Source organism: Candidatus Uabimicrobium amorphum (assembly GCF_009002475.1).
GTDB classification, from domain to species: Bacteria; Planctomycetota; Uabimicrobiia; order Uabimicrobiales; family Uabimicrobiaceae; genus Uabimicrobium; species Uabimicrobium amorphum.
On sequence record NZ_AP019860.1, the window covers coordinates 206,255 to 231,914 of the forward strand.

Consider the following 25,660-nt stretch of genomic DNA (forward strand, 5'->3'; position numbering starts at 1 on the left):
GATAAGGTATATTTTTGCTTGCCGCCAGAGTATTTTTTTATAAACTAGAATGTTGCTGTTAATACTGTCAATTTCTATGCTGTTAATCCTGTCAAAACTGTTTAGGAGAGTAAGATGAAGGTGTTTATTGAAGGTGGGTTCCACATTGCGACGATCGTTGTGATCGCAATTGTTGCGGTATTTTCGTTTTTGCCCACGATTCCCTTTTTGTTTAAGAAAAATTACAAGTTGGCAAACCAGTACTTTTGGTTAATGATGCTTCCCCTTAGCATCATGCTTACAGGACCAATGATTGTCATTATTTTCAATGAAGGATTTGCTCAAGTTGGTTGGGTCTTTTATTTTGCCCTATTACCCGTAGCTGTTATTTATCATTTGATAATTGCGGTGTACTGCATCAAGAGAGCAACGTCGAAGTAATGGAATTTGCGCAATGGCAAAGGCTAGGGTTGCTTTTATGGCAGCACCTAAAAGATAAGGGGTACAACCAATGGAGATCGTATCTGTCCAGCTTAATCCCAATGATATTTTGAGCCATGGTAGTCCGACGAGAAATAATGTGGATACACCGACGATAAGGGCAAATATATCTTTTTTCCATGAATGCTTGCCATATGTCGATATCATACCCACAAGAAAAGTGGAGAGTAAGTATGCAAATAGATAACCACCTGTTTTGCCAAACAGTATTTCGAGTCCACCTGTACTTCCGGCAAACACAGGAAAACCAATAGCGCCTAATAATAAGTATGCCGCAACACTTATTGTTCCCCATTTTTTACCTAACAGTAGCCCGGACAATAAGGTAAAAAAGTTGGCAAGAACTATGGGGACTGGGCTCATGGGAACATCTATGCTAATTTGGCTTCCTATGATAATCAAGATGGTAAAAATGAGAGAGTAAAAAACCATTATCGCTCCTAGTTTATAAATTTTCCATAATATTGATTGCTTGAGAACGATAGGAAGTGCCAAATAGATTCATGTGATTGAGGACATGGTATAGTTTGTATAAATCGATGCGTTTTTCATAATTAGGGGCCAAAGGATATGATTTGTTGTATTGCTCATAAAATTCGCGAGAAAAGCCGCCAAATAGCATCGTCATGGCGAGGTCTGCTTCACGATTTCCGTAATAAACCGCAGGGTCGATAAGAACGGCCTCTCCGTTTTTACCGACCATATAATTACCTGCCCACAAATCGCCATGTAACAAAGATGCCACGTTTTCACTTCCCTCCATTAATTGCGGGAGCTTTTTTTCTAAGTTCACAAAAGCTTGGGTAAGCTGTGTTGTGACATAACCGTTTTTTTCGGCAGCTTTCATCTGAAATAGTAAACGTTTATTGTGGTAAAAGTCACTCCAGCTTTGCGTATCATAAATATTTTTTTGCGGCATACTTCCAATGTAGTTATCTTCATAAAAACCAAAGTGGTTGTTGGTGTAACGATGCAGTTGTGCAAAGTCCATCGCAAATTTCTTAAAAAAATCAGCGGGCTTATGACCGCTTTCTATCCATTCAAGTAATAAAAAGTTTTTCTCATACAAAATGACTTCGGGGACTGCTATGGCTCCAGATTTTTTGATTTCATTAAGCCCATTGGCTTCTTTTGCAAAGTCTTGGGAAGGATGTGTTTTGAGAAAAAATTTCTTCCCACATTGCAAATCAATGCGATAACTCTGCGCAATACATCCACCGCTTACCGAAGTTGTGGCAACTATTCTGCTTTTCAGGGCATCTTGGACTTTTACTGTTATGTGTTGCGGTAACATACTTAGTTTTCATCTTCCATGTGCTTGAGTAGACCATGACAGGCATCTTCTAAAATATCAAGTACTCGTTCAAACCCTTGTGCTCCACCATAGTAAGGATCAGGTACTTTATCTACTTGATGCTTCGTACAAAATGATACCATGGGATGTATTTTGTGGTGGTGTTGTTTATCATAATTACGATCGCGCACATTTTCATAGTTGTGTTGGTCCATCGTGATGATGTAATCGAATTTTTCAAAATCACTCGAAGGATCAAACTGTCGCGCACGGCTGGTGAGATCGTAGTTTCTTTTTTTCGCGTGTGCGATCATTCGGGCATCGGCGCTTTCACCTGTATGATAACCAGTTGTTCCCGCAGAGTCGCATGTGTATTTATGCGTTAACTGTTTATCGCTTAAGATTTTGTTCATGATACCCTCTGCGGCAGGCGAACGACAAATATTACCCAGGCACACAAATAGAATATTTTTCATGGCGAATCTCCTTTAGGTTATGCGTGCGCCAGGAACAGCTTTACGTCTTTTGCCAACAATACCTTTTTTGATACCAACGACCTGAAAGAAAGCCAGGGAAATGTAACCCAGAGAGCCAAAGCAAAACAAAAATGTGGCAAAGGGTTTTCCTTTGGAAAAAGCTTGTGCGACGCGTAGAGAAAGTAATGCGGAAATATAAAAGTTTACGAGCCAGAACAGGATACGAGATGTGATTTCAATCGCTTGGTTTCCTATGCTATATGCAAAAAGTACATATGCAAATAAAACCCATGGCAATATAAGCCACTTGGGTTTTTCGATAAAGTCAAAAATAATGATTAAGTTTATGATGGGAAATAGTAAGGCAAAGGCGGCTTTCCCATAACCTAGTTTCACAAAAGTAAAAAAGTATCCCAGGCAATACAATGTTAGAAAGGAAAATTGTATGTAAATGTTTGTTGTCGTATCTAGAAGTCGAAGGCTGGCGATAATATCGAAAATTAAAAAGTCCAACATAGCAGTTCCTTTACGTCATTTTAAAGAGGTAAAAAATATTTTTACTATGTTATCTAAATTGAGCGTCTTTTTACAATAAATTATTTTTTGGGGAACTTGCATTTCAATGTCGGTGTCTATAGCTCTGTGTTCACGACTTGCATCAACAAAGATATGATGACAAAAAGTTATTGGGAATATGATAAAACCATGACAGACGCATGACATTTCTTTGGTATATTAGGATGTAGGAAGTTCTAATGGTAAATGTATGCTCTACACAAGGAGAATAAAATGGCACGCGATATGTTTATATTTCTTACATTGATTTTATGCATTGTTGGTTGTCAAAACAACACCGAAATGAAAACCCAATTGAATAGCAGTTCCATAGGCAGCGCTGATGATAGTGGCGAAGGTGAAATGGTGACAGATGGGATGGCTCTCGATATGTCGAGTGATCTGGAGGTGGGAGTGTCTCCTGAAGAACCGGCAAATGAAGGGAAATCCGAAAAAGAAGAAATCGATTCCGAATCACCAGACAAAGACAACAACAAAAATGATGACGTTGCGGAGCGCGAAACTACACTGTATTTGTCAGCAGATGACTCTAATTCTCAGGCTTCTCCTATTGTTGTGAGAAAATATATCGAAGAGGGACGTTATGTGAACCCCAATGCGATACGTACATACGAATTTTTGAATTACTATTCATTTGTATATCCTCCTGCACCACAGGGAAGTGTGGCTATTTATCCAGAAATGAAAAAAGATGAGAATAATGAGTATACACTACAGGTTGCTGTACGTGCGGAAAATCGCGAGCGGCAGTCGATGATACCGGTGAACTTTACTTTTCTTATTGATGTTTCGGGTTCTATGGCAGGGAAATCCATGGAGTTAGTGAAGGAGTTTATGAAAAAAATCCCTATGGTTTTACAAAAGGGGGATCGTTTTTCTGCCGTGGTTTGCAATCGTAGTTCACAAGTGATCGTTGATAATGTCCAGGTCGGTAAGGAGCACATACCGACGATGATCGATAAAATAATACAATCTTTAAAACCAGATGATATCACAGATCTAAACGAAGGTATTCGCGTTGCCTACGAGTTGGCGCAAAAAAACTATATCGATGAGTTTTTGAATCGCGTAGTTCTTCTAAGTGATGGGGCAGCAAACGCTGGAGAACTTTCGATTGACATCATTAAGAAACATTCTGCCGATTCTGAGCGTAAGGGCATTTATCTTGTGGGGATTGGTTTTGGCGAAGGTTTTAACGATGGATTGATGAATGCATTTACCGATGCGGGTAAAGGGGCTTATTTTTTTATCGACAATACCGCTGACATTGGTAAAGCTCTCGAAGAAAATTTTGTTTCTAATTTTGACTTAGCGGTAAAAGATGTGCGTTTGAAAATGGTAATGCCTGCTGGATGGAAAATGGTTAAATTTCACGGTGAGCAGGTTTCGACAGTTGCCAGTGAGGTAGTCCCCCAGCATTTGTCTCCCAATGACCAGATGATTTACCATCAGATTATCGCGACGAATAAGAATGATGATGTTGCGCTGGAACAGGAATTTGTATTCGAAGCAGAATTTATCGATCCACTTAGCAATGACAAGAAAAACGTAACGATTCGCACAAGTGTTCGCGATATGTTGCAGCAAAAATATCAGCAGATACAAAAAGGCAATGCAATTGTTGCCTTTGCGGAGATGTTCAAAGAATTTGTTATTGCCGACGAAAATACGGAAGACAATTTAAAGGCGATCGCGGCTGTGGAAGAACAAGTGAAGACAATGTCTGCTGACGCCGAAATGACAGAAGTTGCAACTTGGATTGCAATGTACAAAAAAATACTTGAAGGCGGTGAACAACTACAAAGTTTAGACAAAGATTCCACGGCAATCGTACATGCTTTGGGATTACAAGATGCACATGTTGTCGCAGCGGAAAAAAACGGAGCAGATCCGCGCAAAGCCATTGAGGTTCGGTCGCAGTTAGGCAATTCTACTCAGTTGCGGCCACGCGAAGGGTATAAATTTCTAGTTATTGCGTCGGGGCCTATTGACAACACGAACAAAAAAGGTGGAGGAAAAATCAGCACCAATCAATACAGTGATCCACACCCTAAGTACATGGGAAAAAGACAATCGGTGAATGAAAGCAAAGTGCGCATACACGATCTTCACCAGGTAACCATCACTCTAAAAGCCCCGCGCGGCGCTAAGAGCTTCTCCTTTGATTTTAACTTTTTTTCCGCAGAATATCCCGAGTATGTAAAGCAAAATTACAACGATACGTTTTATGCGAATATTGAAGCGCAATCTACGAACAACGGTGCCCCAACCAATATTGCGTTTGATTCAAATAATTCATCGATTGAAGTGGACAACAACTATTTTCAAAACCCCTTTCATCCCATTTCCAATCGCGGCACCGGATTTGACCGCAGTGGTTCCACTTCATGGTTACGTACCAGTTGGCCAATCGAAGGTGGCGAAACGTTTAAACTCACGTTCTCTGTACACGACGAGGGAGATGAAATCTACGACTCGCTTGTGGTAATTGACAATTTTCAGTGGCATGAATACGAGAGTGTGGGAACAACTGACCCATTGAATTAGGGAACAGGAAACATATATCTATCTGTATTTGAGGGGCGGGCGGACACTAGGTCCGCCCCTATATTTCTACCGCGATGCCATATTTGTAATTTAGTAAGCGTTTTGTAAAAGATCACAGAGGTGATTGCGCATTTCGCGATCAATATTGATTTTGGCTATTTTGTTTTGTACAGCGGCGACATCGTAATCAACGCGGATAAACTCTACGCTTTGTTCATTATATATGGTATAGCAAGCTCTTTGATCCTTGTCTTTGGATTGTCCTATGCTACCAGGGTTAATGAAAATGCGTTTGTCCTCTAGATTTTCTATGCGTATATTCCCCTGGGGGACAAAGAAGATACTATTTGGACCTAAAAAAGTTAGTTCTTTATTCCATTGCCCATCGAAAATGTTGTGGTTTTCGTAGTGTGTGAGCACCGTGGGAACGTGTGTATGACCAAAAAAACCGTGAGGTGTAGTGAATTCGTCCATAAAACTTTTTAGACGTCTATCTAGTTGCTCATTGTGTAAAATAAAATATTGTATGTGGCCGGGCCATATGTGCTCTTTGGTGGTATTACTTGGTGCGGCATGTACAAATGTTTTGCCGTTGTAAATGCGCATAGATTGTTGCTCTTCGTTATTTTGTGCCATATGCACAAAAGCATCCCAGCTATCAAGTAGGCGTAGTTTTTTTACTGTCCATATTAACATGTCATCTTTGAGTTTTACTCCGGAGATGATTTGTTGTTCGTTGTAGCCTACTAGAATGAATTTGGCAATCTCCGAAACTATTTTCCAACACTCACGGGGGTTGGGGCCGTGCCCTATTACATCACCCAATACGATAATTTCGTCCACATTGCGTTTTTCGATGTCTTGTAAAACTGCCTCAAGAGCTTCTAAATTGGCATGTATGTCCGAAAGCAGTGCGTATGTTGTCATGTAGATTTTCCTTTACTGATTTGAATATGAGCCCGAGCCCGAGCCCGAGCCCGAGTCCGAGCCCGCTTGCTCTATGGTTCACAATACTAGCCATTCGTCAAGTCGTACATTCCATTGGAGAGTTCGGTGAGTATTTCTTCGTTAACTAGTTGTTCTATGATGCTCCCGAGTTTATCACTAACAGCGCGGGTAACGGTTTTAAAACCCAGAAAACGCGAGGCTTGCTTCATCAAGTCTTTGAACTTCGTGGCGTGTTGACGTTTGATGACGAGTTGCAGTGCTTCGCGCATTTCCTCTTCGCAAATATAGTCGACTTTTGCGGGGGAATCGTTGAAACGACGTCGTACGGTAACCTCCGTCATGTCGTGAGGCCAAATAAAACGATCGCGTACACAAACGCGCCCTTGCTCTTGGGCTTCATTGACTGTTTGTTCAATTAACTCCGTTAATTTACTGGATTTGCGTTTGATACTCCACAACGTGCGTATGCGTCGCTGCAATTCATCAAGATGGATTGGCCCTTCGACTTCGGTGATTTCGCTGACTGTCGCAATTAAGATGGTTTCTGGTTGCTGTTGGAAATCTCCTGAGGTATCAAAACTGAGTTTTTTGCACAATTTATATTCCGAAATAGGTTGTTGTTTCGCTTCTTCTTTCTTTTCCATTGGCGGTGGAGCGGGTAGGTTCTCTTCTATTTTTTCTTCGTCTGCGGGTACAAAATCCATTGCTTGGTGATTGCTATTTTCGATAATTTCGAGTAGTGCATTTTCAGTAGCTTCTTTGTTGCGGTACCACTCGGGAAACCAAATTTGATGAAGGTTCCAGCCTAAGCCACGTAAAATTTCACGGTATAGGCGTTCGCGTTCACGTGTAAAGGGATTATCAAGGTACTTGGTGCTATCTATTTCGATGGCTAGCGAGTAGTATTTATCGTTTTGTGGGTGTACAACGGCGAGATCAATGCGAAAATTCCCGCATCCGATGTTGCGTTCCACTTTGTATCCCTGATTTTCAATAAATTCTTCTAGTGTTTCTTGCATGGCCGAAGAGGTTACCGCAAAATGGTCAACACGTTTTATTTGGCGATTTTCTGCGAATTCAAGAAAGGTTTTCAGAACTTGTAATCCTTGAGGGCTTTGCGAGTCGACTTTTAAATCGCGTCCACGAAAATTGGAGAACACAACACACTTTTCTCGGGCTCGCGAAATAAGAACGTTGAGACGTCTTTCACCACCATCTTGGTTTAGGGGACCAAAATTGTGAGAGAGTTTTCCTTGTTGATCAAAACCATAGCCCATACTCAGGAAAATCACATCTCTTTCGTCACCTTGGATGGTTTCGAGGTTTTTGACAAAAAATGGCTCGTAGATGTTGCTATTAATCGCTTCTTCTACCTCAGGGTACTTGATCATTTCGAGTTCAATTTCTTGTAAGATCGCCTGTTGCTGTTGGATATTGAAAGTACCGACACCCAAACTTTTTTCCGGGGAATTGCGATAGTGTTCGGTCACTGCTTTGGCAACACTACGCGCTTCGTTTAGGTTCATGCGGCTTCCTCCGCGGTCGTACACCGTATTTTTGAGATAATTTAAGTGTAATCCCAAACGCGACGAATGCGATACTGGCGACGGAAACACCGTTAGATTATTGTGGTAAAATTGCTTATTTGATACCGCAATGAGTGACTCATGGCGACTACGATAGTGGTTTGTCAACATGCGTGTTGGAAAAGTACGTTTACATTGGTGTAGAATACTCTCCATATCGGAAATAGTTGCGATTTCGCTTTCGGTTTCTTGAATAATCGAGTCAAAAAAGCTCGTTGGTGGTAACTGCTGACTGTCACCCATAATGATTACTTGGTCGCCACGTAGCAACGCGCCTAATGCATCTTCGGGACGAACCTGTGATGCTTCGTCAAAAATAATCACATCAAAGCGCACATTGCGTGGATCTAAAAATTTGGCGATGGACAACGGACTCATCATAAAACACGGCTTGACTTTTTGAATGAGGTGTCCGGCAAGGGTCATTAACTTGCGAATCGGCATGTGCCCGCGTTTGCGGTTAAACTCACTGAGTAAAATGCCGGCTTCAGAATTGGGTGATGCTCCCCCGAGTACTTGTGGACGCAAAGAATGCAATTTGTGCGACAAGCGGTAACGATTGTAGTAAATGATTTCTTTGTCGAGTTCGCAAAAACGTTTTATCTTGCTTTCGTGCAATTTGCTGATAAAATTCGCCAAAAAAGGGTATTTGATAAAAGCATGTTCAAGGAGGGCATCGGCGAGATTGGCTTCTAAACAAGGAATAACATCTTCGTGGGTCAGTAAGTCTTCATCGATAATGTCTACCATCGAGTAGGCAATTGTATCACTGCATTGCTTACGAAAAGAGTAGTACTGTGACCAACGTTGTAAGTGATGGATTTCTTTGAGCCATAACTGAATTTGTTGCGACAAAGTACTGATGGGTACATTTTGCAGTTGGCAACCAAAGGTTTTATCGATTTTTGCCCCTATTTTACCAAAGAGCTCGTCGAGATCTTTTTCTAGTGAGTCCTGACTTGCAGCAATTTGTTGCGCGCACAAGCGAATGTCTTCGGGAACAACACCTTCCTCCAACACCTCCAATGATTCTGGCAAAAGTATTTTGCGCGATAAGAAAAATTTGAGTTTTTCCATCCACTGCATGAACAAACGCAACGCTTTGGTGTCGCTATTTTCACTTTGCCATAAAAAGTCAAAAAGGTTGGTTCCTTCCTGATATTTTTGTTGTATGTCATGTACGAGGTTTAGGTAATCATTGACTTGTTCTAGGTCTAAAATGACTTGTTGTGGTGGTCTTTTTGCATGATCTTTATACCAAAAACGGATATCCCAACGCAGATAGCGAAAGCGACCATTTAACGATGGCACAAACTTCATAGCACTATGCTTAAATTCGCGTAAAACTTCGGGGACGTTTTTGCTCAAAACGCGTTCTTCGAATTTTTCGAGAATGTCTTTTTTGAGTTGTTGCGCTTTTTCTACCTGTTCGATAAGATGTTGCGGTCTTCCCGTGGGATTTTCCCATTCGCGATGTTCAATGACTTTTTGTGAAATTTTGCGAATGTCAGCCATTAAATTGGTGGCTTCGATGGTTTTACTAATATTTTCCAGGTTGTCAGGCATTGCCACATGTGTGGTTTTTTGTAAAAATTCTACACTCTCGCGTACACTCTCAATATGCGCCAAAGTATTCACCAGTTGTTTTTTGATACTGTCTTCGTCAGAAGGCAAGATCATCCCCGGAGCGCATTCGCGCCACGGATGTGAAGACACTGGTTGTACGACTTCAAGAGCTTGTGAAAAACTAATGCACAGTGATTTGGCCTTTTCCCAGTCTTCCACTGCAACATTTTCGATTTCGCGGAATGTCATGCGGGGAATATCTTCGCTGTCAAAATGTTGGCGTGCAGATTCGCGCATCAAATGCAGGTCAAAAGGAGAGAGCCCAATTTCTCCTATGGGATTTTGCAAAATGTCGACATATTCGTTGAGTTCGTTACGTAAACTTTCTATCTGTATAAATTTCTCTTCCATTTCCGGTTTTTGCGGACCAGGAATGGACAATGTACGTTGTAGTTCATTTAAAACGTCTTGTTTACGCGCTTTACGGCTGTGAAGTTCTAAACAGAAATCCCCTAAACCGATTTTGTCCAAACGACTTTTCACCACCTCAAGAGCCGCCATTTTTTCGCTGACAAAAAGTACGCTTTTTTCACGCGCCATAAATTCCGCAATAATGTTGGTGATCGTTTGCGACTTTCCTGTACCCGGAGGACCCTCTACCACTAAATTTTTTCCGCGTTTCGCATCCTCGATGATGGCCATTTGTGAGGCATCGGTATCCATGACATGATACAAATCCTTAAGAGGCGCATTGAACTCGGTGGCTTCATTCTCTGGTGCGTTTTCTTGCGAGTAGAAAATGGACTGAATCAGATGATGTTTTGCAGGAGTCATATCTTCTGGCCACGCTTCAGGAGCAAGATCGTTGTACATCACAAACTTGGTAAAACTGAAGAAGTCAAGGTAAACATCATCCTCTACTTGCCACTGCTCTTGTTCGGCAATAATTTTGTTGATTTCTTTGATATATTTGTCGACGCCGCTAATGCGATCGGGCATTTCAAAATCAGGAAGTGCAATACCTTCTTCTTTGAGTTTGGCTTGGAGAGAGATATTGGTAATAATATCTTCCCCCGTCCAACGCATTTTGAAGGACCTTCCAACACGTGTGCGAAACAATTCTACAGGGATTAAGATAAGTGGTGAGAAGCAACTTTCTTTGTCGTCCACCCAACGCAAGAAACCCGCCGCGACAAACAAAGCCGTGTAGCCTTGTTCTTCGATAATCATGCGCGCTTTTTGATAAGTGTTAAACATGCGTTTTTCTAAATCTTTGCTCTTCAGGTCCGAGTGGCGCATTCCTCGTCCACGTTTTTCTTCGTATTCGCGACGTTGCTCTCGTTGTCGCTCTAAACGTTCCTCGTATTCGCGTTTCTGTTGTGCAGCTTGTTCATCTTCAATTTGTTGTTCTTCGTTTTCTTGGTCTTCATTTTTTTGGTCTTCATTTTCTTGCTCGGTGTTTACTTTTTCTTCTACCTTTTCCGGTGGACGTCCTGGTTTGATGTCGATATTTTTTCCTTTGATGACCAGAAATTCATAGGCACTATGTGGATTGTCGTCGATAATTTGTACACTACGAGACGACGATGGTTGGTAGTTGATGAGGCGGTTTCGCATGGTCAAGTCAAGTAAACTTTGGCGTGCTAGCTGCAACTGCTTTTCAATGTCTGAGGTAGAAAATTCCTGCATATTCTCTTTCTCCAGCATGTAGAATTTTTTGGTAACAAAACGCATAAGGCGTGCTCTTTGGCACGCCTTGTACAGCTTCATTATTTCACATATAAAAAAAAATTTCAACTTTGAAGTGTAGATTTTCTAACCGATGACCGTTTGGCCCACGGTTGGTTTGCGACTTAAGTTAGTTACTTTTCACCGTTTGCATGTATATGCCACTGACAGAATTTGGTTATGTAGTACATGCAAAATTGTGTGAGATATTTTACCGCAAATTTTATGTTCTAGGTTTATACTTTAGGGTAATCGATTATAAATTGGCGCTGATTATTCGTAATCTGCAAGGAAAATTTTTTCTAAAACCAACGAAGGGCAACAAATGACCAACAACTTAATCATCATAGCGGGAGCAACAGGAGACTTAGGTCGTAGAGTAGCGAAATATCTATTAAAGCTAAATGCCCGTGTTAGAGTACTCTCAAGGCGTAGTACACAATCACAAAGTATAAATGAATTACAACAACTCGGCTGTGAAATCCAGCAAGTTGACTACTCGGATGTCGAGCAAATGGCCTCTGCACTGGAGGGGGCTCACTGTGTGGTAAGTTGTCTATCAGGCTTAGAAGACGTTATTGTCGATGCCCAGTACAACCTATATCTAGCAGTATTAGAGGCGAACGTAAAACGGTTTTTCCCCTCGGACTTTGCCATAGACTACACCAAGATTCCCGAAAAATCCAATCGCAATTTAAATTTACGGCTCAAATTCTACCAAAAAATTTCCGATACACCTATCGAAGTCACTTCGATATTAAATGGTGCATTTACCAACATGCTAAAAGACACTGCACCTTTTTTACTGTACAAAATAAGACGTGCTTTGCACTGGGGAAACGCGCAACAACTACTCGACTTTACCACAATTGACAATACCGCTGAATACACAGCCCACGCCGCGCTAGACGAAAAAACTCCGCGATGGTTGAAAATTTCTGGAGATGAAATATCTCCGCGAGGTCTCGCTGTCGCAGCAACAAATGCAAGTGGTAAAAAATTTAAAACGTTTCGTCCAGGTGGCCTGACACAACTAAAGATTTTTATCGCGATGACGAAGTTTTTTACGCCAAAGAGTAATGACTTGTACCCCGCATGGCAAGGAATGCAATATTTCCACAGCATGTTTGGCGGAAAACCCAAGTTCGAAAAATTAGACAATGATCGCTATGATATAAAGTGGACAAAAGTAGAGGATTTTTTGCGCGAAGAAGTCTTTTGTACGGAATAAAGAGTATCTATAAACGATACAAAATTTTCCGCATTTGACATTTTTCTATTCTCCTTGTATTGTTATAGAGAGCATTACTATATATTTTGTTCTATATAAAGGATATCGTATGAGAAAATTTTTTATATATGTGTTGTTGAGTGCAGTCTTTCTAACTGCCCAAGACAATGTCATAAAAAAAATAACCTTAACACCGAGTGCTGTCTCATCTACATTGATGTGGAATAACAAAGCAACATTGAAACCACAAGCATTTGTAGATCAGTTTTTTCAAGCTCTTAGTGAAGAATATTATATCGAAAGATTCGATAAAATTTTCGAAGAGGTTATTAGCGAAAAAGAAGACCCACGCAAAAAATCAACTACTGTACAAAAGAAAGTTTATTTCTTTGTCAAGTCAAATATTGACTACTATCCCGAAGCGATGGTTACTTTTAAAGTCACTACAGTTGATTACCCAGAGGCAATGATCAAAGATCCAAAAATCAAAGTATTTCCCATGGCAACGATTCAGTTAGATTCGCCATGTAAGTTATATACCGATTACTTTGATTTTGCCATGGATAAATTTGATGTTCGTTCTCTTAAACTAACTGTTGTGGCAAAAAGTACTGGTATGCAATGGACGGTGCAACAGGCTTTTTCATTGACAAACCTGTTTATCATTCATTGGTTATCGTCTGTAAAGAAAACACTTCATTTAACGACAGAACCAAAGGTTCATCCCATCTTATTGTTTTTTAAACAGCGTTTTACAACTATTGGCAATCAATTACATAGCAAATTAAAATAAGGGGGATCGAATATGAAAAAATGGTTGTTCGTATTACTCGTTAGTTGCGTATTGCTTCAAGCCAAGGACTATGTCCCCGCACAAATTATTGTGAAGGGAAATTTACAAGTCGCGAAAGATTACCTAGCAAAGAAACAATGTGTACTACACGACGTTGAATCGATAGATAGTGATATTTACGTACTGCGTGTCGCAAAAAATAGCGACGTTTTGCAGATGGCAAAAGAAATGAAATTACTTCGCGATATCGATTTTGCACAAGTAAACTGGATTCATACTCTTCGTGACGTGAAGGCCCCCAAAGATACTTTTTGGTTACATCAATGGGGAATGAACAATATTGGGCAAGATAGTCCATCGGGTGCCCAAGGAACAGCAGGAGCTGATATTGCGGTTCTCAAAGCATGGGAATTAAACAAAGGAAGTCGCGACGTCATCGTTGGTGTCATTGATACTGGTATTGACTATACACACCCTGATTTAAAAGGCAATATGTGGATAAATGAAAAAGAACTCAAAGGTGTGGATGGTAAAGATGACGATGGCAATGGTTACACCGATGATAAATACGGATGGAATTTTATTACCGGTGTGAGTAAGAGAACTTATCATGGGCAACTGGGGCATCCTGATCCTATGGATGACAATGCTCACGGAACACACTGCGCAGGTATTATCGGTGCAACACCCAATAACTACAAAGGAATTGCGGGTGTTAACTGGAATGTAAAGTTAATGGCATTGAAGTTCCTCAACAAAGAAGGTTCTGGTTCCAGCTCAGATGCATATCTTGCTGTTATGTATGCAATCAAAAACAATGTAGACGTTCTCTCCAATAGTTGGGGTGGCGGGGATAAAGATGATTTAATGGAGTATGCGATACAAAAAGCCAAGAACAGTGGTGTTTTGTTTGTTGCCGCTGCTGGTAATAGCGCTTCGAATAACGATCATTTTCCACACTATCCATCCAACTACGAGGTAGATAATGTTGTTTCGGTTGCTGCCACAGATAATAAAGACCAACTGGCTAACTTTAGCAATTACGGAGCTTCCACCGTTCACATTGCCGCACCAGGTGTCTCTATTATGAGTACCATTCCCGTGAGCATGAGTCGCAATAAAAAGTTCGCTTACGCAGCTTTTTCTGGTACAAGTATGGCGACTCCTTTTGTGGCGGGGGCCGCTGCGTTGTTGATCGCCCATGATAACAACTTGCGCAAAAAACCAATGGAAATCAAAAAAAGATTGTTATCAACAGTGGATGTCTTGCCACAACTTTCTGGTATGGTTTCTAGCCAGGGACGTCTGAACGTGCACAATGCACTGGCCAATAAAGTGAATGCTTTTTATCAGTTAGACAATGTGGAAAGTAAGGACCTCAACATCACTGCCCCGCGTTACAATGAAGAACTTTTCGATAAGACATGGAGAATCGCCGAACCAGAAGCGGACTATGTACGTGTGCACTTCAAGTGGCTGGTTGCCGATATTCCAAATTTTGACTTTATTGCGATTTACGATAAGTCATACCGACTTATTTTCCGCGTAGAGAAACAATATCCTCAAGGTTTTTGGACTCCATGGATTAAAGGTGATGCCGCTTTAGTGCGTTTTGCAAATGCACTTGTCGCGATTGAAAAAAATGAAGAACGCGAATTTAAAACACCAGACGAAGGCTTTCGTGCTGGAGCGACTGTATGTATGGAGGAAGCTTCAGGAAAAATTATCTGCTATATTCCTATACTTTCGGAATCATTTGCCAATTTTGAAAGCGCAGGCTTCGTCATCGATAAGATAGAATATGTGAAAGCGGAGGAAAAAAATGATAAAGAGTAGAATTTGTTCCATTTTGTTGTTCGTACTCATATGTATCGCATGCGATGGAAAAAGATTGATTGATCCTCCGAAGCCAAATATTGATCCTACGCCAAAACCTGTTGCGGTGGGAGAGGAACAAGAGGACCCATTGTACGCGGATCAATGGAATTTACAAAAAGTTTCTGCACCGCGCGTATGGGACCAGTACTCAAGTAGTAAAGCCGTAAAAATAATGCTCATTGGTAGTGGTATTGACTACAATCATGAAGACCTAAGAGCAAATGTCCATATCAATATGAAAGAACTCAAAGAAAAAAATCCACATAATGGTAGTTCTTTCAACAACAAAGACGATGATGGGGACAATTTGGTGGATAACTTCGTAGGTTGGGATTATGTGGACAATGATGGTTTGGCATATGACCGCTATGGTTACGATACCTACTTGGCAGGTGTTATTGCCGCGACGCACAACAATGGTAAGGGAATTAAGGGGATTCTGAAGAAGGCCTCGATATATCCCGTGCGTTACATAAACACCAATGGTCAGTCGCGCATCCCAACGCTAGCACGTGCGCTTGGACACATTAGCGAAGTAAAACCTGATGTAGTACTTATTAACTTGATCAGTGTTCAGCTATCGCGTTTTCCTGAAGTGAGTCGTGTAGAAACCAAGGCGATAGAAAATGCGTTGAATAAAGCGCAAAAGTTAGGTATTCCTATCGTCGTTGGAGCGGGCAACATACACATGGAATTGGGAAGCCAAGAAGGAATCCGCAAGGTTTTTGCTGCGTACGAAAACGTATTCATGGTGACAAGCGTTGACAAAGACAATAAAAAACCATTTTTGGCAAACTATAGTTACCAATTTGTTCACACCACAGCACCTGGCAAAGACGTCTTAACAACCGCTCCAAATAATACTTATCGTAAGGTGAGTTCTACCAATATTGCGGCGGCACATGTTACGGCTGCTATTGCTATGGCGATTTCCGAACATGGTTCGGAAAAAACATACGAAGACTATTTTGCTGCACTACTTTCTAGCAAAGGTAGTACAGAAGTCGAAGATTTGAATAACTATGTTGCAGGTGGAAACACTCTCAGTATCGAAAAGTTTTTACAAGCACTAAAGTAGAATAAAAGTTTGGTACCGGTGACGGTACCAAACTTTAAAACACGCCGTTTGTCCGTATTTATCCCGTATGTTTTTATTGACTTCGGTGTGCCTTTATGTTATCTTTCATAAAATCATTTACTTTATGAAAGGATGAAAATGGCTATCAAAATTTACTTTTTTGGCCCGATGGACCGTAGTGGTAGAGTGCGTTGGCTACTCGCCGAAATGGGGGTGGCTTATGAAGATCACCGATTGGATTATCAGAAACAAGAGCATAAAAGCGAAGAGTATTTAAAGATCAATCCTTTAGGGGCAATCCCTGCTATTGAAGAAGACGGTAAAGTTTTAACCGAATCTGGAGCGATCTGTGTGTATCTTGCCGACAAATACCAAGACAAACAACTCGCGCCGGCACTAGATTCACCACATCGCGGCAAATTCATGCAGTGGATGTTCATGATTCCTGCAAGTATCGAACCGATTTTAAACGACGGTTTCAAATCCTCACAACTTCCCGAAGACGAACGTAACAAAGCCTTTGCTCAAATAGTAGAGAAATTTAATCCTGTTCTCGATATGATTAGTGATCACTTGGGCGAACAAGACTATTTTATCGATAACAAGTTTTCTGCTGTCGACGTTATGCTTGCTTCGACGCTCAATTGGGCCAATAATTTTAAACTAATACAAGACAGACCGAATGTAGAATCCTATCTAGCGCGAATGAAAGACCGAGAAGCTGCACAAAAAGTAGGCGTTTTCCTACCAATAACCCCACCATCTAAAGACGACGAATAATTTGTACGTTTTCGGAATTCGTTTCCATATTGGTGCCCTCACCATCGTCTTGTAGATTTCAGCTGTGCTGAAAGCAACAAGCCTCATGCCTCTCCCACAGGGAGAGGCGTAACACGTCTTAATTTTCTTCTATTGTTTTATTTTTGCCGTCGGAGCACAGCTGAATAAGATTTTGAATGACAACTAGTTCATATTTTTAACGCGCATGTATGCTTCATCTAACGCATAGCGATATGTCCACGCTTTTAAACGATACGAATTCTGATTATCCGCTTTGTTTAATGCCTGACGCAAGGTTGTGGCTAAATCGTTAGGTAAACCGGGTTCTTGTAGGATAAAGTTTATCGTCACCTCATAAACCGCAGCACATCCTGCAGCTTGTCCGTGGTTGTAAAGAGGAACACCTCTTTCAATGGCAAGTTCGATGATTTTTTGCATTTTTTCCGGTGAAAAGGTATTTGTTTTTTGCTGGGATAAAGTTTCGCCCTCGGTCTCTAATGACCAGTCTTTTGGAATAAGAACTTGGTCGACAATATGTATGATTCCATTACTGGCCACGACATTGGGCTTGGAGATGACCACTTTTTCTACAAGTGTGTTGCCGTTTTCATAAGAAAAATTCAACGTTTGACCTAACAGTGTCGCACGATTTTGTGCCTTTAAAAGATCTCGTGCGTACAAGGACTCTCCCAACACATGGTACTTCAACAACGCCACTAGTTTGTCGGCATTCTTATCCTGCAATAACTGTTCAATTTGTTGCTGTGGGATTTTGGCAAATGCTTCATCTGTAGGGGCGAAAACGGTTAACGTACCCTCTCCAGTCAATGCCTCCAAAAGACCTGCTTTTTCTACTGCAGCAACTAGTGTGTTAAAAATTTTGGCATTGGTTGCGATCACTGCAATGTTTTCGAGAACAGGCATCATAACATTGTCGATCACATGAATTACACCGTTGTCGCACTTTATGTCGACAGTGGTAATATTGGCTTTTTGTATTTGCAAATTATTTCCATCATATGTCGGTGCTAGCAACTGTCCGTTGACTGTTTTCAGGGAACGCTTGTCGAGTATTTCCCAAGAGTTTAATTTTTCTGCAATTACATGATACGTTAGTATGTTGACAAGTGTTGCTTTGTCGTCGAGCACTTTTTGCAATGTTTCCTGTGGAATTTTTGCAAATGCTTCGTCTGTAGGGGCGAAAACCGTGAATGGTCCGTCTCCCTCCAAGGTGTTTTGTAGACCGCTTTTTTGTATTGCTGTCAGTAAGGTATTGAATTGATTTGTTTGTTGCGCTGTTTCTAAAATATTTGCCGCAAAAGCGCTGGGGGCGCAGACGAGTATGGTTACGATAATCCACTTTGTCACGATGAACTCCTTTTGATTGAATTAGATTTACTATTATTGTAGTTTATATAATTCAACATGTCAAGTTTTTGTAGTTTATTTTTGTCATTTGTTGCGCTTTGTAGAATAAAAATTACTTAATAGAAAAAGAAACGTAAAATGAAGTGTATTAAGTTCACACTCTTCTAAAGAGTGTTAGACTCAAAGAGTGGTGTCAGACTCAAAGAGTGGTGTCAGACTCAAAACCAGAGGATTTATTTTATTTGTTCAAGGGTGTCAGACTCAAAACCAGAGGATTTACTTTATTTGTTTCCCATGCTGATAGAATACATTGTATACTCGTACAAAGCATCTAGTTGATCGTTCGTGTTTTTCGTAGAATTTTAATACTTTCCGCACTTATACTTTTGATTATATGAGGATTTTCTATGTTGCAAAAATACCAAGCTGTTTTGATCGAACAAAATGGCCCTAACAAAGGTAAAAAATATACTTTGTCTCCTAACCAAGATTATGTCGTTGGTAGAAAAGATAGTTGTGATATTCAAGTTAAACACACAGATCGTCGTCATTGTATAATAAGAGGAAAACAAACATATTTTTTAGTAGAAGATGCAGAAAGTACTTGTGGGGTCTATGTAAACAATAGAACAGTAATATCAAAGGTTTTAGAATCCGGAGATATTGTAAAATTTGCACAAACAAAGATGTTATTTGAAGAGCAATACTCAAGCGACGAAGGAAAAAAAGTCAAAGGGAAAACACTGGAGGCAATAGTAAATGGGACTGAGTATGACGGTTGTGCATTTTATTTAGAGGAAAAAAAAGGCTACACCGCAGTAGAATGTCATTTCACTAATTGTAGTTTCAGGTCCAGTTTAACATTAAATGAAATAAAGGGCTGCAAATTTAGCAACTGTGGATTTTCTAAAGAATTTCGGTTAAGGTTAAGTAATAAAGAAAAAATATCAGGTGAGGCATGGAAACTAATTAATCTCACACACCTTGAATTATGTTATTTACAATTAACAGCGTTGCCAAATGAGATAGGGCAACTGAAAAATCTTACTCATCTAGATTTGTCTGAAAATAAACTAACAGAATTACCGACAGAAATAGGTCAACTAAAAAATCTTACGACACTTCACCTAAACACGAACCAATTAACAGAACTGCCGACAGAAATAGGTCAACTAAAAAATCTTACGACACTTTACCTAGACATTAACCAATTAACAGAACTGCCAAAAGAGACAGGCCAGCTTCAAAAGCTGACTAAACTCTCCTTTGTAGGCAACTTCCCAGCAGAACTACCAAAAGAAATATACCAGTTGAAATATCTTACTCATCTAGATTTGTCTATGAATCAACTACAAGAACTCTCAAAAGAGATAGGGCAACTGAAACATCTTACTCATCTAGATTTGTCTGAAAATCAACTAACAGAACTACCAACAGAAATAGGACAACTTGAAAATCTTACTCATCTATATTTGTCTGAAAATCAACTAACAGAACTACCAACAGAAATAGGACAACTTGAAAATCTTATTCATCTAGATTTGTCTGAAAATCAACTAACAGAACTACCAACAGAAATAGGACAACTTGAAAATCTTACTCATCTATATTTATCTGAAAATCAGCTAAGGGAACTGCCAGAACAAATATACCAACTAAAAAATCTTACTCATCTAGGTTTATATAAAAATCAACTACAAGAACTCTCAAAAGAGATAGGGCAACTGAAACATCTTACTGATCTATATTTATCTACAAATCAACTAACAGAACTGCCAGAACAAATATACCAACTGAAAAATCTTACTCATCTAAATTTATCTACAAATCAACTAACAGAACTACCAGAACAAATATACCAACTAAAAAATCTTACTCATCTAAATTTATCTACAAATCAACTAACAGAACTACCAACAGAAATAGGACAACTTGAAAATCTTACTCTTCTATATTTGTCTACAAATCAACTAACAGAACTACCAACAGAAATAGGACAACTTGAAAATCTTATTGTTCTAAATTTATCTAAAAATCAGCTAAGAGAACTGCCAGAACAAATATACCAACTAAAAAATCTTACTTATCTAGGTTTATATAAAAATGAATTAACAAACTTCCAGAAGGAACAAGTGAATGAGTTGCTACCAAACTGCAAAATTAATTAGCAGAGCGACCTCTTTTGGTATTTTTATAAATGGGTAAAATTCGGTACCTAAATGACTGCCAGTTAAAAAGGTGTCAGACTGGGTGTTGTACTGGACATTCGTGTCAGACTCAAAGAGTGGCGTCAGACTCAAATGGGTGTCATTCGTTTTGTTGTTTTGGAAGTGTTAAAATGGTGCCAGACTCAAATGGGTGTGCCAGACTCAAATGGGTGCCAGACTCAAATGGGTGTCAGACTCAAATGGGTGTCATTCAAAAATGGGTGTCAGACTCAAATGAGTGTCAGACTCAAATGAGTGTCAGACTCAAATGAGTGTCAGACTCAAATGAGTGTCAGACTCAAATGGGTGTCATTCAAAAATGGGTGTCAGACTCAAATGAGTGTCAGACTCAAATGGTGTCAGACTTAAATGAGTGAAATGGGTGTCAGACTCAAAAATGGGTGTCAGACTCAAATGGGTGTCATTCAAAAATGGGTGTCATTCAAAAATGGGTGTCATTCAAAAATGGGTGTCAGACTCAAAAATGGGTGTCAGACTCAAATGGGTGTCATTCAAAAATGGGTGTCATTCAAAAATGGGTGTCATTCAAAAATGGGTGTCATTCAAAAATGGGTGTCAGACTCAAATGAGTGTCAGACTCAAATGTGCAGAACGCAGAATTCGATGATTAAATGGTAAATATATGTTGAACGCATGGTTCACAGTACTCCGCACCTCCGACAATCGAGTGTATATTGCTAGAGATCTGTACATGAGCCTCGTTGTGTGTGTGCCCAGAGAGTACCGTTAGATATTGTTGTGGGTGTTGGCTCATCACTTCTATTAGCATATCGCCCATTTCTTTGCAGCAGAAAAACGGAAGCCAGTTATCGTCTGCAATTTCGTTACCGTACAGACATGTTTCTTTAAATGGTGTGACGTGGCTTAGCATCCATATATGGTGGTATTTCTTAAGGGCTTTTTTGAGAGCTTTTTTTATGTGCACTACAGATCGGTGAGCCAGATATTGCATACGGGAAAGAATTTTTTCTTGATCTAAACCAGCAAAATCACGGATGACTAAGAAGTCATTTAATGTGATGTTGGATGCGTAATAGTTTCCCCACCGTCCGTCTCCCCATGAGTCATGCCCAATGAGGGCATGGTTTGCATTTATTTCAATTACGGGAGATGCGGACAGGTAAGTTAGATATGGATTTTGGCTGACTATGTACATTTCTTCGTATACATCATTTGTCTTGCGTCCGTAAAAGTCGTGGTTACCTAGTACGAAGTAAATGGGTTTTTGTAAAGTCATCGCCAGTTTTATCAGATATTGTGAAACGTTTGCGCCATGCGCTATGTCCCCGGTAATCCATAGCATGTCGTATTCGCATTGTTGGAGAATTTCTAAAAAATTGTGAAAAGCGTCGTCTTCTAGAAATTCAAGATGGATATCTGTCAACCACAATGCTTGGATCATTTATTCACCTTCCTTCAAGCAAAAGATACGGAATTCATTTTGTTTTACATCTACGAATGTCCAACTTTCAGGATCGAGTTGTAAATTTTCGCATTTTTGCTTTGTGGTGATTTCTGGAACATCTTGACAATCTTTAGATAGAGCTTCGTTTTGTGGTACGACTAGTTGGGCTTCTATATGATATGACTCTATGGATGGTATTTGAATATCAACTTTTTTCGGAGTGGCTTTGGTATTGTCATCAATAAATTCATTGCAAACCACTAAGTAGCCTTGTTGAGAATTATCGTCATCAAAAACAGTCCATGCACTTATCGCATTGTTGGATTCTTCTGCGGCAGGTTCACTCAGAATAAGTTGTGCTTGTCCATAGCGTAGAACTTTGTCGTTGAGTGAGTATCTGTAAAGTGCCGAGAAGGCGTTGAAAAACTCGTTATTTGTCGCACGATTTAGAGGTACTGTATTCAAAAATACTTGTGCAAATTCCTTATTGGGAGTAAGGGTATCATTTCCATCCAGGTATACGGTGGAACGCTGTGCCCATTTTCCTCCGGGTAAGAAAATGCATTTTACCCATTTGAGTAGAGCACGTTCAGCGGTAAACTCACTCAAAGCGCGCACGATGTCTGGATGGCTGCGGTCATGATTGTCTAGAATGTGTGTTAGGGTAAAACATTGCTCGTCATATTTTTTGTTGAATTCCGTTAGTTGTTGGTTGGTTTCTTTGATGACTGTTTCGACATTATGACGATACTCGCCAACTATATCTAGTGAAATGGCCGTGCCTATTTTATTTTCCGCGTATTCGTGGTATAGATGTGGATAGTTGTCATCTCCCCAGCCCATGTATTCTGCCAGAAATGCAAATGTTGGTTGTTGCTTGTGGATTTTTTTTGCTAGTTCGGCAAACACTAGAAGAGGTGCACGGTAGCTAATAAAGTTTCCTTTTTCGTTAACCGAGACAGGGTAGTCGGCGCTGTGATCTACATGATCAAGTCGAAACCCGTCGGGACGAAAACGTTCATAGATTTCATAACAGTAGGCAATATATTTTTTGATGATATGATAATTGAGATTATTTTGCGCGTCATGCTTACATGGGGCGGCAAAATGCCATGGAGCAATGATGTCCATATCTCCGGAAAAAGCGGTCACAAAGTTACCTTTGTAGTTATAATGATCACAAACGGGGTAGTTGTCTGTTGACATACGACGAAAAATGGGATATCCACAGCTGTTCCAGCAACCACCACTAATGGGCCATAAATTTTCTGCGATACATTTATCTATAAGCATCTTGTGCTTTTGATCATCTAACTCACGCTCATTGTCGATAAGTCCAACGTTTTCATATATTAAGCTCTGTACTTTTTGCTGTATATCACTTTGTGCAGCGTCCAAAAATTGTTGTGTACTGAAATGGGCGCGTTCTTTATCGAGCAAATAGTCTATTTCGATAAGTTGGGCGTATAATTGACAAAAATTTTCGTGAGTGATTTCTTGGCGAAATGCATACTTGTCTGCGAGAGTTTGCATATCAACGCTTTGAATATCTTTTAACAAATACTCTTTGAGTTTTGCTGGCGAGACTCCTTTGTCCCCGCCCTCTACAAATTTTTGGTCGCGTAAAAGTTGTATGCGTCGGCTGTTGTATTCTGTTCGTAGAGCATTGAGAACTTGTTTCTCTACGTCGTCTTCTTCAAAAAGAGGCAAACCACAGATATCATTGATCATCATGGGCGCAAATCCTTGAAGTTGCATACGATCAGTAATTTCATACACTTTTTGTGTGAGCTGTTCCGCTAATGGTTGTAGGTCGCTCCACAAAAAACATTCCGGATGAGTAAAAACCGTTTTGCTAAAGCGACCGGCTTGGGGAAGTAAGTCTATCACCACGGGATGGCCAATTTTCTGACTTAGTTCAATAAAAAAGCGCAATTGCGTTTCGCCGTCCCAGTTTAGGTTGTTTTTTAAGTCACTATCTTCTACTTCAATTTCTGTGGATATAGGACAATACACAGATGAAAAGGCCATGTCTCTTCTGTAAGGAGGTAGTAAATAAAAGGTGGTGGCGGGCAATTTTAATTCTTTGTTTCCTTTGGGGGTGGTGATGATTTTTAGTAAATAATTGCGGAAGAAGCCGCTATCTGAGTCTTTAAAACCAGATAAACATAGCGTTTGTATCTTGTGTTGTTCTTGGTGTAGCCACGAACTTGTTGTGTAACCTAAGTCTTGTAGTGGATGTTGGTATTCTTTTTGCAAAAGTGTATCGAGGGCGACAAAAATGTCTGTATCTGATAATTCCTCCTTAGCAACCGCTAAGGGAATCGGCACGTAACCATACTTTTCGACGATTTTTTTTATGCGGTGATCACTAATATCAGAAGGAAAATTTTGACAATAATGCGCCTTTAAATTTTGATATTGTTTTGTATTTTTCATTGTAGTAGTCCATCTGGGAAAATTAACGAATATTGTGGATACAAGATTGCAATTGTTCTATGGATTTTATCTTGTTTGGATGACATAAAAGATAACAGCCTAGGTTATGGCAGCTATCAATGATAATTTGTTGTTCTGTTGTTTGTAAGAAACCTTTACGGCAAAATTCGTGACCTATTACCGAGAAGTCGCTGCCACATTTTCGTAAAAACTCTTGAACTGTTTCGTGCGAATGATCTCGGCCAGAAACTAGAAAGTCGATTGTTTTTTTTGGGCGCAATGTAGATATTTTTTTTAGGCGTTCGAAATCGAAATTCTTGATATTACGACTATTCGGGTTAGAGTGTGTCAAAATCAGAGGGCCACACTTGATTGCCGCTGCCATCCATGAAATGATTTCTTTATATATTTTTACAATATCATCGCTTGGTTCACCGAAAATGAGTTCTAGTCCTCGAAAAAAGTAGTCGTCTAATTTACGATTGCTTCTCATGGATGAACGGTTTAACAAGAAATTCAAATCATGATTGCCCAAAATAATGTGCACTTGATTGGGAAAAGTGATGAGCAATTCAAAAAAATCAATAATTTCTAAAAAGGATACATCGCGATAATCTATGAGAAAACTACGCGAATGTAAAATTTCTTGAAAAATTAAGTGACGATTACGATGCTTGTGTAGTTTGGCCTTCGACTTTATGATATCAAAGTTTTTGCGGTTTCCATGTAAATCGCCTGTGATAAAAAGTTCTGCATCTTTGGGTAACTCAAACAAAAATCCTTGTCGATATTTACTATCTTGTAGTACGACAAGCGCCGTATTTAAAATTTCCAAAACTTGTTTTTTATCTCTGCGTGGTTGCGGCTCGATGGATTCTAACATCATTTTGAGGTCGGAGCTTTTTGCTGGTTTTAATTGCGAGAGGATATCTAGCATTGAAAAGTAATGTACGGGGTGCTTAACTAAAAGCTCTTTTGCTTTTTTATATTCTCCAGAGCACAAAGCTGTTTGTACAAGACTTGTTGCAGCAGGTACAATCCATTGTCTTGTATTTTCGAACGTTTCTGCGATATTTATGGCGGAAAGGTGATCACCTTCTTTGAGTTTTTTGCGGTAAACGCGTACCCAAACATCCCTAAGTCCTGGGATGTTGGGGATATGCTTTATGTACAGATTTTTTGCTTTGTCGTATTTTTGCTCGATTAAATATTTACGCAGTTTAGCGGCTACTTTTTTGGCAAAAACGCTTTTCAACATT

General features: G+C 40.0%; 18 protein-coding genes. 8 read left to right on the forward strand and 10 right to left on the reverse strand.

Annotated features, from left to right (window positions below; translation table 11 throughout):
* The first annotated feature begins 114 nt into the window (after nucleotides 1-114).
* Nucleotides 115-420, forward strand: coding sequence for a hypothetical protein (locus UABAM_RS00730; RefSeq protein WP_151966074.1), 306 nt, complete (start codon nucleotides 115-117; stop codon nucleotides 418-420).
* Here UABAM_RS00730 and UABAM_RS00735 read toward each other — a convergent pair.
* The 4 genes from UABAM_RS00735 to UABAM_RS00750 are packed head-to-tail and all read right to left on the reverse strand — an operon-like array spanning nucleotide 352 to nucleotide 2,766.
* Complete coding sequence (locus tag UABAM_RS00735) at nucleotides 352-912, reverse strand: biotin transporter BioY (RefSeq protein ID WP_151966075.1); 561 nt, start codon at nucleotides 910-912, stop codon at nucleotides 352-354. The two genes, UABAM_RS00730 and UABAM_RS00735, sit on opposite strands and share 69 nt — an antisense overlap.
* A gap of 13 nt (nucleotides 913-925) precedes the next feature.
* Entirely contained in the window at nucleotides 926-1,774 is an 849-nt protein-coding gene (locus UABAM_RS00740; protein WP_151966076.1) for a fructosamine kinase family protein, read from the reverse strand.
* 2 nt (nucleotides 1,775-1,776) lie between these two features.
* On the reverse strand, nucleotides 1,777-2,250 hold the full coding sequence (locus UABAM_RS00745; RefSeq protein WP_151966077.1) for a low molecular weight protein-tyrosine-phosphatase: 474 nt from the start codon (nucleotides 2,248-2,250) through the stop codon (nucleotides 1,777-1,779).
* A 12-nt stretch (nucleotides 2,251-2,262) separates the two neighbouring features.
* A complete protein-coding gene (locus tag UABAM_RS00750; protein WP_151966078.1) occupies nucleotides 2,263-2,766 on the reverse strand; it encodes a hypothetical protein in 504 nt (167 codons plus the stop codon).
* Between the two features lie 273 nt (nucleotides 2,767-3,039).
* Between UABAM_RS00750 and UABAM_RS00755 the strand changes: the two genes are divergently transcribed.
* Complete coding sequence (locus UABAM_RS00755) at nucleotides 3,040-5,373, forward strand: choice-of-anchor L domain-containing protein (protein ID WP_173013054.1); 2,334 nt, start codon at nucleotides 3,040-3,042, stop codon at nucleotides 5,371-5,373.
* A 90-nt stretch (nucleotides 5,374-5,463) separates the two neighbouring features.
* On the opposite strand, the gene UABAM_RS00760 is transcribed toward UABAM_RS00755, so the two are convergent.
* Both UABAM_RS00760 and UABAM_RS00765 read right to left on the reverse strand, forming a co-directional pair.
* The gene (locus tag UABAM_RS00760; RefSeq protein WP_151966080.1) at nucleotides 5,464-6,300 is read right to left on the reverse strand and encodes a metallophosphoesterase family protein; all 837 of its coding nucleotides are present in this window, start codon (nucleotides 6,298-6,300) and stop codon (nucleotides 5,464-5,466) included.
* An 86-nt stretch (nucleotides 6,301-6,386) separates the two neighbouring features.
* Nucleotides 6,387-11,243, reverse strand: a complete 4,857-nt coding sequence (locus UABAM_RS00765) for a DUF3320 domain-containing protein (protein WP_151966081.1) — start codon at nucleotides 11,241-11,243, stop codon at nucleotides 6,387-6,389.
* 283 nt (nucleotides 11,244-11,526) lie between these two features.
* Between UABAM_RS00765 and UABAM_RS00770 the strand changes: the two genes are divergently transcribed.
* The 5 genes from UABAM_RS00770 (at nucleotide 11,527) to UABAM_RS00790 (ending at nucleotide 16,961) form a co-directional block, all read left to right on the forward strand.
* Entirely contained in the window at nucleotides 11,527-12,432 is a 906-nt protein-coding gene (locus UABAM_RS00770) for an NmrA family NAD(P)-binding protein (RefSeq protein WP_151966082.1), read from the forward strand.
* A 109-nt stretch (nucleotides 12,433-12,541) separates the two neighbouring features.
* Nucleotides 12,542-13,225, forward strand: a complete 684-nt coding sequence (locus tag UABAM_RS00775) for a hypothetical protein (RefSeq protein WP_151966083.1) — start codon at nucleotides 12,542-12,544, stop codon at nucleotides 13,223-13,225.
* Between the two features lie 12 nt (nucleotides 13,226-13,237).
* Nucleotides 13,238-15,061 carry a S8 family peptidase gene (locus tag UABAM_RS00780; RefSeq protein ID WP_151966084.1) on the forward strand — a complete coding sequence of 608 codons (1,824 nt, stop codon included), beginning with the start codon at nucleotides 13,238-13,240 and terminating at the stop codon, nucleotides 15,059-15,061.
* Nucleotides 15,048-16,181 (forward strand): S8 family serine peptidase, encoded by a 1,134-nt coding sequence (locus tag UABAM_RS00785; protein ID WP_151966085.1) that lies wholly within the window; start codon nucleotides 15,048-15,050, stop codon nucleotides 16,179-16,181. The genes UABAM_RS00780 and UABAM_RS00785 overlap by 14 nt, the downstream gene beginning before the upstream one ends.
* Nucleotides 16,182-16,319: 138 nt before the next feature.
* Nucleotides 16,320-16,961, forward strand: a complete 642-nt coding sequence (locus UABAM_RS00790; protein WP_173013055.1) for a glutathione S-transferase family protein — start codon at nucleotides 16,320-16,322, stop codon at nucleotides 16,959-16,961.
* 183 nt (nucleotides 16,962-17,144) lie between these two features.
* Here UABAM_RS00790 and UABAM_RS00795 read toward each other — a convergent pair whose 3' ends face one another.
* The gene (locus UABAM_RS00795) at nucleotides 17,145-18,329 is read right to left on the reverse strand and encodes a fasciclin domain-containing protein (protein ID WP_151966087.1); all 1,185 of its coding nucleotides are present in this window, start codon (nucleotides 18,327-18,329) and stop codon (nucleotides 17,145-17,147) included.
* Nucleotides 18,330-18,736: 407 nt separating this feature from the next.
* Here UABAM_RS00795 and UABAM_RS00800 point away from each other — a divergent pair, with 407 nt between their 5' ends.
* Nucleotides 18,737-20,497: a leucine-rich repeat domain-containing protein gene (locus UABAM_RS00800; RefSeq protein WP_151966088.1), complete on the forward strand. Its 1,761-nt coding sequence runs from the start codon at nucleotides 18,737-18,739 to the stop codon at nucleotides 20,495-20,497.
* Between the two features lie 667 nt (nucleotides 20,498-21,164).
* Here the strand turns inward: UABAM_RS00800 and UABAM_RS00805 are convergent.
* From UABAM_RS00805 to UABAM_RS00815, 3 genes are read right to left on the reverse strand one after another with little or no spacing between them, the layout of a single operon-like run.
* Nucleotides 21,165-21,959, reverse strand: coding sequence for a metallophosphoesterase family protein (locus tag UABAM_RS00805; protein WP_151966089.1), 795 nt, complete (start codon nucleotides 21,957-21,959; stop codon nucleotides 21,165-21,167).
* Nucleotides 21,960-24,401: an alpha-amylase family protein gene (locus tag UABAM_RS00810; protein ID WP_151966090.1), complete on the reverse strand. Its 2,442-nt coding sequence runs from the start codon at nucleotides 24,399-24,401 to the stop codon at nucleotides 21,960-21,962.
* Between the two features lie 22 nt (nucleotides 24,402-24,423).
* The gene (locus UABAM_RS00815; protein ID WP_173013056.1) at nucleotides 24,424-25,659 is read right to left on the reverse strand and encodes a metallophosphoesterase; all 1,236 of its coding nucleotides are present in this window, start codon (nucleotides 25,657-25,659) and stop codon (nucleotides 24,424-24,426) included.
* Nucleotide 25,660 lies beyond the last annotated feature (1 nt).

Excerpts from the sequence above, each read along its gene's own strand:
- UABAM_RS00730 (WP_151966074.1), top strand. The coding sequence starts at position 115 with ATGAAGGTGTTTATTGAAGGTGGGTTCCACATTGCGACGATCGTTGTG.
- UABAM_RS00735 (WP_151966075.1), bottom strand. The coding sequence starts at position 912 with ATGGTTTTTTACTCTCTCATTTTTACCATCTTGATTATCATAGGAAGC.
- UABAM_RS00740 (WP_151966076.1), bottom strand. The coding sequence starts at position 1,774 with ATGTTACCGCAACACATAACAGTAAAAGTCCAAGATGCCCTGAAAAGC.
- UABAM_RS00745 (WP_151966077.1), bottom strand. The coding sequence starts at position 2,250 with ATGAAAAATATTCTATTTGTGTGCCTGGGTAATATTTGTCGTTCGCCT.
- UABAM_RS00750 (WP_151966078.1), bottom strand. The coding sequence starts at position 2,766 with ATGTTGGACTTTTTAATTTTCGATATTATCGCCAGCCTTCGACTTCTA.
- UABAM_RS00755 (WP_173013054.1), top strand. The coding sequence starts at position 3,040 with ATGGCACGCGATATGTTTATATTTCTTACATTGATTTTATGCATTGTT.
- UABAM_RS00760 (WP_151966080.1), bottom strand. The coding sequence starts at position 6,300 with ATGACAACATACGCACTGCTTTCGGACATACATGCCAATTTAGAAGCT.
- UABAM_RS00765 (WP_151966081.1), bottom strand. The coding sequence starts at position 11,243 with ATGAAGCTGTACAAGGCGTGCCAAAGAGCACGCCTTATGCGTTTTGTT.
- UABAM_RS00770 (WP_151966082.1), top strand. The coding sequence starts at position 11,527 with ATGACCAACAACTTAATCATCATAGCGGGAGCAACAGGAGACTTAGGT.
- UABAM_RS00775 (WP_151966083.1), top strand. The coding sequence starts at position 12,542 with ATGAGAAAATTTTTTATATATGTGTTGTTGAGTGCAGTCTTTCTAACT.
- UABAM_RS00780 (WP_151966084.1), top strand. The coding sequence starts at position 13,238 with ATGAAAAAATGGTTGTTCGTATTACTCGTTAGTTGCGTATTGCTTCAA.
- UABAM_RS00785 (WP_151966085.1), top strand. The coding sequence starts at position 15,048 with ATGATAAAGAGTAGAATTTGTTCCATTTTGTTGTTCGTACTCATATGT.
- UABAM_RS00790 (WP_173013055.1), top strand. The coding sequence starts at position 16,320 with ATGGCTATCAAAATTTACTTTTTTGGCCCGATGGACCGTAGTGGTAGA.
- UABAM_RS00800 (WP_151966088.1), top strand. The coding sequence starts at position 18,737 with ATGTTGCAAAAATACCAAGCTGTTTTGATCGAACAAAATGGCCCTAAC.
- UABAM_RS00805 (WP_151966089.1), bottom strand. The coding sequence starts at position 21,959 with ATGATCCAAGCATTGTGGTTGACAGATATCCATCTTGAATTTCTAGAA.
- UABAM_RS00810 (WP_151966090.1), bottom strand. The coding sequence starts at position 24,401 with ATGAAAAATACAAAACAATATCAAAATTTAAAGGCGCATTATTGTCAA.
- UABAM_RS00815 (WP_173013056.1), bottom strand. The coding sequence starts at position 25,659 with ATGTTGAAAAGCGTTTTTGCCAAAAAAGTAGCCGCTAAACTGCGTAAA.